General features: G+C 62.8%; 10 protein-coding genes and 1 pseudogene. 8 read left to right on the top strand and 3 right to left on the bottom strand.

Features of this window, described 5'->3' with window-relative positions:
- Positions 1–33 precede the first annotated feature (33 nt).
- Positions 34–1065 (top strand): LacI family DNA-binding transcriptional regulator, encoded by a 1032-nt coding sequence (locus XalbCFBP2523_RS12100; protein ID WP_045765359.1) that lies wholly within the window; start codon positions 34–36, stop codon positions 1063–1065.
- Positions 1066–1153: 88 nt separating this feature from the next.
- Here the strand turns inward: XalbCFBP2523_RS12100 and XalbCFBP2523_RS12105 are convergent, their stop codons facing one another.
- Positions 1154–2458 carry an MFS transporter gene (locus tag XalbCFBP2523_RS12105; RefSeq protein WP_045766629.1) on the bottom strand — a complete coding sequence of 435 codons (1305 nt, stop codon included), beginning with the start codon at positions 2456–2458 and terminating at the stop codon, positions 1154–1156.
- Here XalbCFBP2523_RS12105 and XalbCFBP2523_RS16580 point away from each other — a divergent pair.
- The 3 genes from XalbCFBP2523_RS16580 (at position 2457) to XalbCFBP2523_RS12115 (ending at position 7180) form a co-directional block, all read left to right on the top strand.
- Positions 2457–2594, top strand: coding sequence for a hypothetical protein (locus XalbCFBP2523_RS16580; RefSeq protein WP_155392934.1), 138 nt, complete (start codon positions 2457–2459; stop codon positions 2592–2594). The two genes, XalbCFBP2523_RS12105 and XalbCFBP2523_RS16580, sit on opposite strands and share 2 nt — an antisense overlap.
- A gap of 153 nt (positions 2595–2747) precedes the next feature.
- The gene (locus XalbCFBP2523_RS12110) at positions 2748–5213 is read left to right on the top strand and encodes a TonB-dependent receptor domain-containing protein (protein WP_045765358.1); all 2466 of its coding nucleotides are present in this window, start codon (positions 2748–2750) and stop codon (positions 5211–5213) included.
- A 47-nt stretch (positions 5214–5260) separates the two neighbouring features.
- Positions 5261–7180: an alpha-amylase family glycosyl hydrolase gene (locus XalbCFBP2523_RS12115; RefSeq protein ID WP_080928045.1), complete on the top strand. Its 1920-nt coding sequence runs from the start codon at positions 5261–5263 to the stop codon at positions 7178–7180.
- 222 nt (positions 7181–7402) lie between these two features.
- Here the strand turns inward: XalbCFBP2523_RS12115 and XalbCFBP2523_RS12120 are convergent.
- Positions 7403–8105: pseudogene (locus tag XalbCFBP2523_RS12120) on the bottom strand (transposase).
- A gap of 374 nt (positions 8106–8479) precedes the next feature.
- Between XalbCFBP2523_RS12120 and XalbCFBP2523_RS12125 the strand changes: the two are divergent.
- Positions 8480–8914: a hypothetical protein gene (locus XalbCFBP2523_RS12125; RefSeq protein WP_045757788.1), complete on the top strand. Its 435-nt coding sequence runs from the start codon at positions 8480–8482 to the stop codon at positions 8912–8914.
- On the opposite strand, the gene XalbCFBP2523_RS12130 is transcribed toward XalbCFBP2523_RS12125, so the two are convergent.
- Positions 8915–10426 carry an MASE1 domain-containing protein gene (locus XalbCFBP2523_RS12130; RefSeq protein ID WP_080928044.1) on the bottom strand — a complete coding sequence of 504 codons (1512 nt, stop codon included), beginning with the start codon at positions 10424–10426 and terminating at the stop codon, positions 8915–8917. It abuts the gene before it with no gap.
- A gap of 441 nt (positions 10427–10867) precedes the next feature.
- On the opposite strand from XalbCFBP2523_RS12130, the gene ybaL reads away from it, so the two are divergent.
- From ybaL to XalbCFBP2523_RS12145, 3 genes are all read left to right on the top strand, one after another.
- On the top strand, positions 10868–12547 hold the full coding sequence (ybaL, locus tag XalbCFBP2523_RS12135; RefSeq protein WP_012915253.1) for a YbaL family putative K(+) efflux transporter: 1680 nt from the start codon (positions 10868–10870) through the stop codon (positions 12545–12547).
- A 256-nt stretch (positions 12548–12803) separates the two neighbouring features.
- Entirely contained in the window at positions 12804–13535 is a 732-nt protein-coding gene (locus XalbCFBP2523_RS12140) for an HpcH/HpaI aldolase family protein (RefSeq protein WP_045765356.1), read from the top strand.
- A gap of 121 nt (positions 13536–13656) precedes the next feature.
- Positions 13657–15687 carry a TonB-dependent receptor family protein gene (locus XalbCFBP2523_RS12145; protein ID WP_230599247.1) on the top strand — a complete coding sequence of 677 codons (2031 nt, stop codon included), beginning with the start codon at positions 13657–13659 and terminating at the stop codon, positions 15685–15687.
- Positions 15688–15786 lie beyond the last annotated feature (99 nt).

Raw genomic sequence — 15786 nt, forward strand, 5'->3', positions numbered from 1 at the left:
ACTTCCGCCTCGCCTCTCGCTTCGATCAATCGCATGCCCGACAAACCCGAACCCGGTACGCCCGGCTCGCGCCTGCAGATGGCCGACATCGCGCGCATGGCCGGCGTCTCCGAGTCGACCGTCTCGCGTGCGCTGGCCGACAACCCGGTCGTCGCCGAGCGAACCCGTGCCTACATCAAGCAACTGGCCAACGAAGCGGGCTACCGTGTCGATCCGATCGCGCGCAGTTTGCGTGCGCGACGCTCGAACATCGTCTGCGTGGCCGTGCCGCTGATGCACGCGCACGAGCAACCGCTGTCCGATCCCTTCATGATGACCATGCTGGCACTGCTCGCCGATGCATTGACCGCGCGCGGCTACAGCATGCTGCTGTCAAAACTGCATCAGCACCAGGACCATTGGGTCGAAGATCTGGCGCGCAACAGCCGCGCCGACGGCATCATCATGCTCGGCCAAAGCCACGAACATGCCGCACTCGACGCCGCCGCGCGCGGTGGCCTGCCGATGATCGTGTGGGGCAGCCGCATCGACGGCCAGTCCTATGTCAGCGTCGGCAGCGACAACCTGCGTGGCGGCGAACTGGCCACCACGCACCTGATCGAACACGGCCGCCGCCGCATCGCCTTCCTCGGCGACGAGGAACTGCCGGAGGTGGCGCCGCGTTTCGCCGGCTACCGGCGCATGCTCGACACTCACGGCCTGACCTTCGACCCGCGCCTGCACGCACGCAGCTATTTTCTCAGCGAGGACGCCTACCGGCTGACCCGCGCAATGCTCAAAAAAACCGCGCCACCGGATGCAGTGTTCGCCGCGTCGGACATCATCGCCCTGGGCGCGATCCATGCCCTGATCGAAGCAGGACATCGCGTCCCGCAGGACATCGCGCTGATCGGTTTCGACGACATTCCCCTGGCCACCTACAGCCAACCACCGCTGACCACCGTGCGCCAGGATCTCGCTCGCGCCGCCACCGTGCTGGTGGACGGCGTGCTGAGCCTGATCGCCGGCCAAGCAGTGGCATCGGTGGAATTGCCGGTGAGCCTGATAGTGCGCGACTCGGCATGAGCGGCGGGAACACCTGACGATTCGCACGCGTGCCGCGTCGCGGCACGAGACGTCAGTCACTGATGTCGTTCGCGTCGCGCATTCGCCATCACGCCCGCTGGCTCTTCACCAACGACATCGCCACCGCCGCCGCCAGCATCAGACCACCCGCCAGACGGATCACATTACGTGGATCGCTCTGCAGCAGGGCGTCGTAATACAGCGGCAGGGTCACGATCTGAATCAACATCGGCAGCACGATGAACAGGTTGAACAGACCCATGTAGACGCCCGTGCGCTCAGGCGGAATGCTGTTGGCCAGCATCAAATAGGGATTGCCCATCATGCTGGCCCACGCCAGGCCGATACCGACCATCGGCAGCAACAACAGCCATCGATCGTGGATGGACGGCAGCAACCACATGCCGACGCCCGCGGCAACCAGGCACGCGGCATGCGTGATCTTGGGGCCGAAGCGGCGCGCCACCGGCACCATGGCGAACGCGGCCAGGAACGCAACGAAGTTGTAGAAGCCGCCGATCTGGCCATTGACTAGGCCCGCCTCGCGGAAACCATGCGAATCGGCCGCCGTAGTACCGAACAGCGTGGTCGACAAGGACAAGACAATGTACTGCCAGTAGCAAAACATCGCATACCATTGAAACAGCATCACCAACGCCATCTGCCGCATCGTCGGCGGCATCTGCCGGACCGCATCGACGATCTCGCGCACTGTGGCCAGTGGACCGACCCCCTTGTGGCGCAAGCATTCCAATTCTTGCGGCGACAACGCCGGCTCGCGCACGCTACGCGCGGTGAGCAGGATCGAAACGGCGGAAAAACCCGCGCCGATGGCGAACGCGGCGATGGTGACATAGGGAATGTGATGCGCATTGGCCGCATCCTGGTTCATGCCCAACCACACCAACAGCGGTGGCGTGACATAGGCCAAGGTCTGGCCAAGGCCGGTGAATGCACTCTGGGTCAGATAGCCCAACGGACGCTGAGGCGGGGTCAGCACGTCGCTGACCAAGGCACGGTAAGGCTCCATCGCCACGTTGTTGGCCCCATCCAGCAACCACAACAAGAGCACCGCCATCCACAACGCAACACTGAAAGGCATGGTCAGCAGGCATACGCTGCAAACCAGTGCCCCCACCACCATATACGGCATGCGCCGGCCCCAACGGGTCATGGTGCGGTCGCTGAGCACACCGACGACCGGCTGCAATACCAGCCCGGTAATGGGGCCGGCCAACCACAGGTACGGCAAATTGGCCGGATCGGCACCCAGGTAGTTGTAGATCGGACTCATGTTGCTCTGCTGCAATCCGAAGCTGTACTGCACGCCGAAGAAACCAGCGTTGAGCGCCAGCACACGCGAGAGCGGAAGCAAGGAGCGATGGGAACGCATGAGCATCAGCCTGGAAGAGCCAAGTGCACGGGAAGCGCACCGCAGCGGCGAGCGGATGGTGATTTTCTTGCAATCGTTTGTAACGCTGCACCGCAACATCTGCATCATTCAAAAATCAAACAGAGAACATGCTTAGGTAAAATGGCGGAATTTGCTGCAATGCAAGTTGCAATCGATTGCAAGTCCGCGTATCTGTCAGCGGCCGCACCTTTCGCACGGGGCGTGCACGCCAACGCTGTCGCGAGCACGCCCCGTCCCATCGTCATCACTTGCTTCGGGAGAGAACGCGATGCATCCCTCTTCAATCCGCCTGCAAAGCCTGGCCCTGGCCGTCGCCGCAGCGCTGTCCGCACCAACTGCCGCCCTGGCGCAACAGGCCACACCTGCCACGACCGACACGACCCAGGCAAAAGGCGATGTGATCAGCCTCGACTCGGTATTCGTCACCGGGATCGCCACCGCCAAGAGCAAACTCAAATCCAGCGTCTCGGTCAGCACCGTCGGCGCCGAGGCGATCGAACAGTCCGCGCCGCGCAGCACCGCCGAGATCTTCCGCAACATCCCCGGCATCCGTTCCGAATCCAGCGGCGGCGAAGGCAACGCCAACATCGCCGTGCGCGGCCTGCCGGTCGCATCCGGCGGCGCCAAGTTCCTGCAACTGCAGGAGGACGGGCTACCGGTACTGGAATTCGGCGACATCACCTTCGGCAACGCCGATATCTTCCTGCGCTCGGACTACAGCCTGGAACGCATCGAAGCGATCCGTGGTGGTTCCGCCTCGACCTTCGCCAGTAACTCGCCCGGCGGCATCATCAATTTCATCAGCAAGACCGGCGACACCGCCGGCGGCAGCGTCGGCCTCACCCGCGGCCTCGGCGGCTACGACAACACACGCCTGGACTTCGACTACGGCGCGCCGTTCGCCGAACACTGGCAATTCAACATCGGCGGCTTCTACCGCCGCGGCGACGGCGTGCGTGATGCCGGCTACACCACCGACAAGGGCGGCCAACTCAAGGCCAACCTGACCCGGTTGTTCGACAACGGCTACGTGCGCGTCTACGCCAAATACCTCAACGACCGTGCAGCCGGTTACCTGCCCGTACCGACCATGGTCAGCGGCAGCGATGGCTCGCCGCACTTCGGCAGCATCAACGGCTTCGATCCCGGCACCGATACGCTGTACAGCCCGTACTTCCGCAGCAGCGCCACGCTCGACGGCAAAAATCGGCCATCGCGGGTAGAACTGGGCGACGGCATGCATCCGCTGTCGCGCGCGTTCGGCGCCGAGGCGCAATTCGATGTCGGTAGCGGTTGGACCCTGACCGACAAGTTCCGCATCGCCGACACCTCCGGCGGTTTCGTCTCGCCGTTCCCCGCACAAGTCGCCGATGCCGGCGCGCTGGCCACCAGCATCGGCGGCGCTGGCGCCGGCCTGCGCTACGTCGACGGGCCGAATGCCGGCCAGGCCTACAGCGGACTGGCACTGCGCACGCATCTGTTCAACGTCCATCTCAACAACTTGGACAATGCGGTCAACGACTTCAGCTTGGCGCGCGACTTCGGCAACGGCAACGGCGGCAGCCTCAACCTCAAGGCCGGCTGGTATACCTCGCGGCAGACCATCAACGCGGACTGGACCTGGAATTCCTACGTGCTATCGCTGGCGCACCGCGCGCGACTGCTGGACGTGGTCGCCGCCGACGGCAGTCTGCTCTCGCAAAATGGCCTCTACGCGTACGGCGTGCCGTACTGGGGCCTGGACAACACCCGCCACTACGACGTGCGTTACGACATCAACGCGCCCTATCTGGCGCTGAGTTGGGATCAGGGACCGCTGAGCGTGGACGGCAGCCTGCGTTACGACATGGGCCGTGCGCGCGGCAACACGTCCGGTGGCGCGTTGGTCAGCAACGTCGACGTCAATGGCGACGGCGTGATCGAGGCGCCGGAGCGCAGTGTGGCGACCATCGACTACGCCAATCGCAAGCCAGTGCACTACGACTGGAATTACCTGTCTTACTCGTTCGGCGGCAATTACCTGATCAACGACGACCTGGCCGCGTTCGCGCGTTATAGCCGCGGCGCGCGCGCCAACGCCGACCGTCTGCTGTTCGGGGTGGTCCGCGACGATGGCTCCGTTTCTTCCAACGAAGCGGTGAACGTGGTCAAACAACTCGAAGGCGGCCTGAAATGGCGCAGCGGCAGCGGCCTGAGCCTGTTCGCCACCGCCTTCGCTGCGCGCACCCAGGAACAGAACTACGAAGCAACCACCCTACGCTTCTTCGACCGCACCTACAAAGCGCATGGCCTGGAACTGGAGGCCGCTTACCGGGTCGACGGCTTCGGCCTCAACGGCGGGCTGACCTGGACCGACGCCACCATCGACAAGGACCAGATCACTCCGGCCAACGCCGGCAACACGCCGCGCCGGCAGGCCCGATTCGTCTGGCAACTGACGCCGAGTTACCGCGGCGAGCGCTACGAGGTCGGCGTCAACGCGATCGGCACAACCTCGGCCTACACCCAGGACAGCAACCAACTGAAAATGCCCGGCTACACGCAGGTCAATCTTTTCGCCGACTACCGCATCACCGATGCGCTAACCGTTTCGCTCAACGTCAACAACGTGTTCAACACCTTCGGCCTCACCGAAGCCGAGGAAGCCTCGATCGCCGATGCGTCCTCCAACATTATCCGTGCGCGCTCGATCCCGGGGCGCACCTCCAGCATCAGCCTGCGCTACGACTTCTGACCAAGGACTCGACGTCCGCGCCCCGACCGGGGCGCGGCCTCCCCCCCATGACCGTTTCCTCTCCCGACACGCTTCCTCTTCTCGCCCGCAGCCTGTGGCAGCAACGCCTCGACGCGGATATCGCCGCGACAGTACTACCGCGCCTGCAACTGCACGGCGAGCGCCTGCTGGCGCCATTACAGGCGCTATACGGCACGCACCCAGCGTTCGCGCAATGGTTGCCACAGTGGCTCGAACAACTCGCCAACGCCGCCAATGCACGTCCACTGGACCTGCGCCGGCTGGATGTCGAGCGCGCACCCAATTGGTTCGGCACGCCGGCCATGCTCGGCTATAGCGCCTATGTGGATCGCTTCGCCGGCACCTTGGCCGGAGTCGGCGAACGCGTGCCGTATCTGCAGGAACTAGGCGTGCGCTACCTGCATCTGCTGCCGTTCCTGCGCGCGCGCGCCGGCGACAACGATGGCGGCTTCGCGGTCAGCGACTATGGCCAGGTCGAGCCGCGACTCGGCGACAACATCGACCTGATCGCACTCACCACGCGCCTGCGCCTGGCCGGCATCAGCCTATGCGCCGACTTCGTCCTCAACCACACCGCCGACGACCATCCCTGGGCACTGGCGGCCAAGCGCGGCGACACTCGCTACCTGGACTACTACCACCACTTCCCCGACCGCAGCACGCCCGACCGCTACGAGCGCACCCTGGCCCAGGTATTCCCGCATACCGCGCCAGGCAACTTCACCTGGGTGGAAGAAGCCAATGCTTGGCTGTGGACCACGTTCTATCCTTACCAGTGGGATCTGGACTGGAGCAACCCGGCAGTCTTCGGCGAAATGGCATTGGCGCTGCTGCACCTGGCCAACCTGGGCGTGGAAGTGTTCCGCCTGGATTCCACCGCCTACCTGTGGAAGCGCCCGGAAACCGACTGCATGAACCAACCGGAAGCGCACACGATTCTGCAAACGTTGCGCGCGCTCACCGACATTCTCGCTCCGGCTGTGCTGCTGAAGGCCGAAGCCATCGTGCCGATGGCGCAACTCCCGCCCTACTTCGGCACCGCCGCGGCAGGCGGCCATGAGTGCCATCTGGCCTACCACAGCACGCTGATGGCCGCTGGCTGGGTGGCGCTAGCCGAGCAACGCGGCGACATCGTACACAACGCGATCGTGCATACGCCCGCACTACCGTCAGCCTGCGGCTGGCTGAGCTACGTGCGTTGCCACGACGACATCGGCTGGAATGTGCTGCAGAACGAAGCCGCTGGCGACGATGGCGTGGCACCGTTCGCCTTGGCGCGCGTGGCGCAGTTCTACGCAGGCAAACTCCCCGGCAGCTATGCGCGCGGCGAAGCGTTCCAGAGCAGCGGCGAAGGCGTGCACGGCAGCAACGGCATGAGTGCGGCGTTGGTCGGCATCGAAGCCGCCCTGGCCGCCAACGATATCGCTGCACTGGAACTGGCCGTGCGCCGCCTGCTGCTGCTCTATGCAGTCGCGCTGGCGATGCCTGGCATTCCACTGCTTTACATGGGCGACGAACTGGCGTTGGGTAACGACACGGCTTACCGCGACGATCCGCTGCGCCACCACGAAGGCCGCTGGTTGCATCGTCCGATGATGGACTGGGCGCGCGCCGCGCAACGCCACGACAGCAATCAACTTGCTGGGCAGGTTTATTCCCGGCTGCGCCGCCTGATCGATGCGCGTGCAGGCACTGCAGCGCTGGCCGCCGACCAGCCGCTACGCGCTGTGCCGCTGCACAATCCGGCCTTGCTCGGCCTCGCCCGCGGCGAGGATTTTTTCGCCATCTACAACTTCAGCGCACAACCTGTGACTGTGGAACTGACGGCGATCACCGGCGAGGGAATATGGCAGGCTATCGCCGATGGCAGCGGCGATCCCGCGACGCTGGCGGACTGGGATGGCACCCTGCCCGCATACGGCCTGCGCTGGTGGCGGCGCGGTTGAGCGCAATCACCGTCTCCTCCAGCAATGTGCACAAGCAATGTACCCAAAGCTTTGCTCTCACCATTGGCAACCAAGCACTCCCTGCAAGAAAATATCGACTCAACTGGATTAGTGCCCAAAGTAATTCGTCAATCTTAAATAACACCACATCCCCTGCTATACCATGCATTTTGCAACCCAGAAAGCATTCCTGGATTGAATCGCCCAGGGTTCCGCAAACACTCAGAACCCTCGTTGCGCGTAGCGCCGCTCGAACTGTACAAGCGACAGATCGCCATTGGAACCATGGCGGCGTTTGGGGTTGTAGAACATCTCGATATAGTCGAACACCTCGGTGCGTGCGGCGTCTTTTTTGTTGGGATAGATCCGCTGCCTGATCCGCTCGCGTTTAAGCAGGCCGAAGAAGCTCTCCACGGGGGCATTGCGCCCCAAGGGCAGGCTTCGCACTCGTGGCAGTTACCGCGCCAATTCATGCTGCACACCAAGCCATGGGATGCCAGGAAACTCTGCCCGTCATCGCTGGTGTAGACCGAGCCTTGGTCCGAGTGAAACAGGCAACCCGATCTGGGCTTGCGCCGACAGCAAAGCCTGCACGACCAACTTGGTATCGACCCGATCACGCATCGCCCAGCCGATGACTTGCCTGGAAAACAGGTCGAGCACAACGGCCAAGCACATCCTTTTTTAGAATGTCGCACTCCTCGGTCACACGGCGCAACTCGGCCTTCAGGCGCCGAACCTCGACGCTCTGTTCCAACTCGGCACGCTGCACGACGCTAGGCTTGCCAAATTTGCGCAGCCAAGCATACAGGCTGTGCGTGGCGACACCCAGCCGCTCGGCGACTTCCGCCACCTTGAACCCTCGATCGATCACTTGCCGGACCGCCTCGACTTTGAACGCATCCGTATACCGCATGCTGCTCATGGACACCTCCGAATCAGCCATTTTCCATGGGCATCAGATGTCCAGGAAACCATGGACGTATCACCGCACGATTCAATCGTTAATTCTCGATATTTTTTCAGAGGCCCCATGAATTCCTCCTACGGCAAACACCAGCTGTCTCTCACCTTGCCGCAAGCCAGCACCGATATTTTCAGAACTGATACGCCCGACGATTTTTATGCAATATCCCGCAATACATGAGGCATGAATAGATGCACATCATCAATAAATTATGACTCATATCACAAGTATCACGCCATAAATTAATTGTCGACGGCCTTTTGTTGCGATTCGCGTAATGTGCAACCGCCTGAAAGGCAGGCAAAAACTCCCCAATGGGATAAGGAATGGCTATGTTGAAAATTTCGAAAACCGCCCTCGTGGCCTCGAGCATCGTCCTGTGCTCGGCGTTGATCGCCGCCGCCGATGCGCAAAGTTGCTGCCCTGGAGGCGGAAATGGTTCTCCGATCTCCACCAATAGTTTGGGCGAAAGCATATCGCCGATGCGCAACCTCTCGACGAACCCATACGTGGGCGTCTATCAGTCCGAGATTAATGGCGCGACCTATCTGCAGATCAGAGACATCACAGGTCAGGTGCGCGGCACGATCAGGCGTGTCGGCGACACCGCGAAGGTCATGCCGATAGGTAAGGACATGTATCGGGTGAAAACCGTCGATAACTTCGACAGCCGAAATGGCACGGTGGTCAGCAATACCGCTTACTTCACCGTCCAGCTCGCCAAAGGCGTCAACGGCGATGCCTGGACCATCACTCTCAATAAGTAATCAATCAAGAAGCGTCAGCCTCTCCAGAGGCTCGGACACCAGAAAACTGAGTTTCCGCTCATGACGGCGCCGGCAGGCGCCGTCATGAGCCTTCAGCCGACTAGCCAGTTCATCATCGACATCGCCATCATCTCGGCCTGTTTTGCCACCCGGCATGCTTGGGTCGGCCTCGATGCTCAGCAGCACCCCACGCCGGCCATTGGCAGTCCACACACGGGCGGCGATCCGATGACGCCCGGCGCTAGGCAGAATATCCAGTGCGTTGAACACGCAACGGTAGGCGGCCAGTTGCAGGCCGATCGACAGCCTACGCGAGTCGCCACGCAAGTATGTCTCCACTTCGGTATCGCACGAATTGGCGAACGCGATAGAACCCAGCGCACCGTAAAGGCCATGCGTTTCAATTTCCAGCGGATATAGAGCGGCAACATAGTCGTCCAGCAACTGCGCCTGGATGACACCGGTGCGGTTCATTTCCATTGCCGCGGCATAGTGGCCGTGCTGTTTCAGCGATGTCGCGATGTCGCGGCGCAGCTTGTTGATATGGACGTGGATGTCGGTGTATTCGATCACCCGATTACGCAGAGTCCGTTCGGCCGACATGTAACTGGCCTGGGCGACCTGCAGCGCCTGCTGCTCTGCGAACCCGAGACGCCGGGCCTGATCCAGCACGCCGGAGATCCTGGTCCCGAGAATGAACAGCGTGGTGCTGCCGAATGCGACCAGCATCTGGACGTAGAACGTATCCAAATCGAAGGCGCCAAGACGATGCACCTTGGGCAAAGACATGGCGACCGCGATGTCGGCCAGAACGATACCGATCGCGGCGCCGCGCCAATGATGCGAAAGCGTCAGCCAGAAGCCGGGAACGATCATCAGCACCAGCAAGAATTGCCTTACAACGCCGGCCGTCGTATTCATCGCAAGACCATACAGAGCGGCGATCAGGGCCGCCGCGATCAATCCATCGTGGACGAGACGGCGCGGCACCAGCATGGGGCCTTCGCGTCGCACCCACAGCAGCGCTGGCAGCACGAACACCAGAATGCCCAGATAGTTACCTATCCAGAATTTGAGGGCATTCTCCAGATTGATGTAGTTAGCAGGCCCATCGAAGAACCAGTTCAAGGCCTTGTTGACCAACACGCCCCACAGCGACATGGCCAGGACGACCAACAGCAGACGTTCCTGCCATACCAACATATCGGGGACGCGCCGACGAAACCACAGCGGCAGTAGCGCCGACATCGGCATCAGCAGGAATGGGCTGAGAAAGACCCATGTCGCGCTCTCGCCCTGATCGATCATTGGCGCACGCAAGACCAGCAACGCCGCCGCATCGCCGAGCAGCAGATAGGGCCACAGTCGCAGCGGGGCGAACAGCAGCGTAGCCGCGCGCAAGCCGGCCGGTAGAAACCACTGGTCCAACGACAGATTCCACACCCCCAAATAGACGGCGCAGTAAATGACGCTCAGTAAGATTCCATTCGCGAAAGTCTTCAATCTAGCCATGCCACCTTGGTCCTGGCGGTCCCCCGAATTGGCGCAAACATACACGACAGCATGGCGCAAAACAGTAGACATTTCACCCCTTGCAAAACCCTGTAATGTCTTTCCTGACAGGGAGTTGCAGAAGGCCGGCAGGTGCATGCGATGAGGTTCTCAGCCTTAACGCCGCGGCCATCCCAGTGGAGCCACGATCGCCGTAGGTGGCGCCAGCACACCACACACTGCCGCACCAACCACTGCCAGCAACGCACACGGCACTCATGCGTCAAGCCGCGCCTCCAGCGCTACCGCCCAAAGTCGGGCCATGAATACCCGAAAAGATCCGCCATTCAACACGCCACGCGGTGCGACGCGACGCGTGCGGCAGCGCCCCGCTACCTGCCAATTTGCCGACAACAGCCGTATCAGCGACACTCGATGGCACTCTCTGTTGCAAAAATATGAATGAACCACGACACCAGCCTCATCGACATCATCGCGGTCGGGCTCGGCTTGGCCTTCCTGCTAGGCACGCTCGCCCACCGCCTCAGACTCTCGCCGCTGGTCGGCTATTTGCTGGCCGGCATCTGTGTGGGGCCATTCACTCCCGGCTTCGTCGCCAACCAGGAGCTGGCGCATCAGTTGTCGGAACTGGGAGTGATCTTACTGATGTTCGGGGTTGGCCTGCACTTCTCGCTGGAAGACCTTCTGGAAGTGAAGTGGATCGCGATCCCCGGCGCGCTAGCGCAGATCGCGGTCGCGACCCTGCTCGGCTGGGGCATGGCCTACAGCATGCATTGGCCGACGCTGCACGGCCTGGTGTTTGGCCTGGCGCTGTCGGTGGCAAGTACGGTGGTGCTGTTGCGAGCGATGGAGGAACGGCGCCTGCTGGAGACGCAGCGCGGGCGTATCGCGGTCGGCTGGCTGATCGTGGAGGATGTGGTGATGGTGCTGGCACTGGTGCTGTTGCCTGCACTGGCCGATGCACTGGGCGACAAAGGCGCCGACATCGGTTCGATCCTCGGCACACTGGGCGTGACACTGCTGAAGATGGCCGCGTTCGTGGCGGTGATGCTGCTGGTGGGCCGCCGCGCCATTCCATGGGCATTGGAAAAAGTAGCCGCGACCGGCTCGCGCGAACTGTTCACGCTGTCGGTGCTTGCAATCGCCTTGGGCGTGGCATTCGGTTCGGCCACTCTATTCGGGGTCTCGTTCGCGCTGGGGGCCTTCTTCGCCGGCATGCTGCTGAAGGAGTCCGAACTCAGCCACAAGGCCGCCAACGATTCGCTGCCGCTGCGCGACGCGTTCGCAGTGCTGTTCTTCGTCTCGGTCGGCATGCTGTTCAATCCGCACATCCTGCTCGACCACCCATGGCAGGTGCTGGTGACATTCTTGATCATCACCGTGGGAAAGTCGCTGGCCGCCTTCCTAATCGTGCGCGCATTCGGCCATCCCATCCGGACTGCCCTGACCATCTCCACTAGCCTGGCGCAGATCGGCGAATTCTCTTTCATCCTCACCGGCCTGGGGATGAGCCTGGCAATCCTGCCGGAAACCGGACGCGACCTGATTTTGGCCGGGGCACTGTTATCGATCATCGCCAATCCGCTGCTGTTCACCTGGCTGGACCGCTGGCAGGCACGACAGGCGGCGGAGGCACAGGTAACGCTGGAACCGGAGTTACCACCAGGCCCATCTCTGGACGTGGCAGGGCATGCCATCGTCATCGGCTACGGCCGGGTCGGCAGCACGCTGGCCGCAGTACTGCGCACATATGGCGTACCGGTACTGGTGATCGACGACAACCGCGAACATGTGGAGCGCGCCCATGCCGACGGCCTCCCTGGCATCCGCGGTAGCGCCACCGCCGACCGTGTTCTGGCCGAGGCACACCCGGAAAAGGCCACGATCGCGATCCTGGCGATTCCACAGCCGTTAGAAGCCGGCGAAGCACTGGTCAAGCTGCGCGCATTGAACCCGGAGCTGACACTACTGGCGCGCGCCCACAGCGATGCCGAGGTCAAGCACCTGCTCGACCATGGCGCCGACGGCACCGTGATGGCAGAACGCGAGCTGGCCCACTCGCTAGCGGAAATGGTGATGGCGACACCGCCATATCGGGCATTGCGCAAGGCGGCGCACTGAAGCCTTGGGCAGAGACCGCCTGGACGAGCAGGACCGGCGTTCGGAGACGCCTGCGCCGGAACCTTCAAAGCGTCGCACCATCGCACACGAATGCACTGCGGCGCGCTCAATCTGCCACAACGCGGATGTCCGCCTGCGGAGACAGACGGCCGTGGCGCGCAGAAATCGCCGACGGGACTTATAAAAAGCGAATCGTATTGATAAGCGTTATCATTTATGAGACGATGAGGTTCCTGTCTCAATGCGGCTCGCCCCCATGGCCTGCAAGATCGGGTTGCTCAATTCCGTCCCCAGCCCCCTGCTTTGCGAGATGTTCGGCCATATCGGCTACGACTTCGCCGTGCTCGACCTGGAGCACGTCCTGCGCTCGCCGACGGAACTGGAACACGCGATCCGCGCCTGCGAATTGGGCGGCTGCGAAGCGTGGGTACGGGTACCGGAGGTCGATGCCAAGCTGATCGGCCGGGTGCTCGATGCCGGCGCCCGAGGCGTGGTGTTGGCCGGCCTGGAGAACGCCGAACAGGCCGAGCGCGCCGTCGCCGCTGCGCACTTTCCGCCGCATGGCCGACGCGGCATCAGCGGCGGGCGCGTCACCGGCTTCGGCAGCGTCTCCTTGACCGATTATCTCCAACGTACCCACAACAGCGTGCGTGTAGTGCCGATGATCGAAAGCGCGGCGGGCGTGCATGCACTACCGCAGATCTTGCAAGTACCTGGCGTGTCGCTGGTGATGGAAGGCGCGCTGGACCTGGCGCTGGATTTGGGGCTTGGTCCGCAGCCAACCCATCCGCAGGTCTGGGCGCAGCTGCTGGCGATTGCCGCCGCCTGCCGCGACGCCAACGTGCCGTTCTGCCCCAATCCGCGCGATGCAACGCAACGCCGACACTGGCTGGCGCAAACGGATCTGCAATGGCTGTTCGCTGGCGAAGATCGCGCGCTGCTGCAAAACGCATTACGGCAGCACGCGACCGATCTACGCAATCACTGAGCGTTTTCCTGGAGTCTTCGTCATGAGCACCGCGTTTCCTCCCACGTTTCTGTCCGCCGCCATCGCCGCCGTGTTCGCCCCATCGAGCGGGTACGCGCAGCAGGCACAGAACGTCGGCGAGATGCACGATGCCCAGACGCAGATCCGTCAGCTCGACGCCGTACAGGTGCAGGGCAACCTGCTCGGCCGCTCCACCGTCGAGGACGTGCAACACTATGCCGGCAGCCGTCAGGTGATCGACAACGCGCAACTGCGCGGCGGCGCCAATCGCTCGCTGGACGACGCGCTACAACGGGTTCCGGGCATCAAGATATTCGACGAGACCGGAACCGGTGCGTTGCCGCAGATCATGCTGCGCGGCCTGTACGAAAGCCGCAGCGGTCGGGTGCAGGTGCTGGAGGATGGCATTCCGTTGGCACTGGCGCCCTACGGGCAGACCAGCCTATCGCTGTTCCCGGTCGACCTGAACCAGATCGACCGGATCGATATCGTGCGCGGCGGCGCGGCCGTGCAGTACGGCCCCAACAACGTCGGCGGCGTCATCAATCTGATCAGTCCAGACATCCCCAGCACATGGACCACCTTGCTGAGACAAAACGTCACTGCTGGCGGTGCTGGACACTTCCTCGGCAACAGTGCGATCAGCACCGGCGGCTACGCCAACGACCGCTTCGGCCTGCAACTGGACGCAAACTGGACCAAGGGCGATTACTGGCGCGACCACAGCGCCACCGACATCAAGAACCTGCGCCTGCGCACGCAATGGCGGCTGGCGCCGGACAAACTGCTCAAGGCCAGCGTGCAGCGCTACGTCGCCGACATGGATCTCGCCGGCGCGCTGGCACCGGCCGACTACCGCCGCAACCCACGCCAATCCACACGCCCGCTGGATACCTTCAGCGGGCGCACCACCCGTATCTCGCTGGTCTATCAACAGGACTTCGGCGACCTGGGAGCGTTGCAGGATTTGCGTCTGGACTGGAGCAACTTCAGCGCACGCAGCAGCCGCAACTTCGTGATCGGCCTACGCCAGGACGCCTCCGAGACCTGGCGCGCAGACCTGCCGCCGCAATTGCGGCAGAGCGCACCACGCGACTTCCGCGTCTACGGGAGCGAGCCGCAACTACGCTGGAGCATGGGCGACGGCGCGCTGCGCCAACACTGGACGCTCGGTGCGCGAGCGATCAACGAAGACATCGACTTCCTGGTCGGCGCTACCCGTCTGCGCGATGGCGTCTATCGCGTGATGCGCGACTGGCGCTTCAAGGACCATGGTGCCGCCGCCTACGTCAGCGATGCCATCGCGCTGGCCGATGGCCGCATCACCCTCTCCCCGGGGCTGCGCTACGAACAGGTGGATGCACATTACGACAACCTCGCCAACGGTGCGCGCACGCGCAACAAGACCAGCGACGTCCTCCCCGGCTTAACCCTGGGGGTGCAGGCAAGCCCGCAGTGGTATGTGTACACCGACGCACAACGCTCGCTGCGCGCTCCGCAAGTCACTCAGATCATCTTCGGCGACAACCTCGACGCCGAACTAGCCTGGAACTACGAAATAGGCGCACGCTACCAACCCAACGCGCATACCTACGTGCAGTTTGGCGGCTACCTGATCGACTTCGACCAACAGATCCAGCTCGACAACACCAGCCGCAGCTACCGCAACCTCGGCAAGACCCGCCACCAGGGCGGTGAAGTGGAGCTGCACTGGAGTCCGACACGCTTGCCCGCACTGACCTTCAACGCCGGCTACGCGTATCTGGACGCACGCCAGGAAACGGGCCTCTACGACGGCAAGCGCGTGCCTTACACCTCGCGCAACCAATTGACGCTCGGCGCCGCTTACCAATCCGGTCGCACCACGGTCGCGATGTCCAGCGACTACTTCAGCCGCGCCTTCAGCGATGCCGCCAACAGCGTGCAGGAAAACGCGATTGCCTCGGTCGGCGCACTGCCCACGTATTGGGTGTGGAATGCACAAGTGAGCCAGGCGCTCATCAAGGGCGATGGCGGCAAGCTCAGCGCTTCGCTCGCGGTGAACAACCTCTTCGATTGCAATTACTGGTATCGCGGCATCGATACCAGTCCGTGGGGACGCCAGCCTGCGCCGGGCCGCAGCATCACCCTCGGTCTGGAATACCGCTTCTGAGCGCCGCCGGCGGGACACCACGACACCAGCAACGGCAACACCGCGCGCCGTAACGGCGCGGTGCCGCCCGCTAAAGACGCGGGTGGATGTAACGGACGC

The organism is Xanthomonas albilineans (genome assembly GCF_002939705.1).
GTDB lineage: Bacteria > Pseudomonadota > Gammaproteobacteria > Xanthomonadales > Xanthomonadaceae > Xanthomonas_A > Xanthomonas_A albilineans.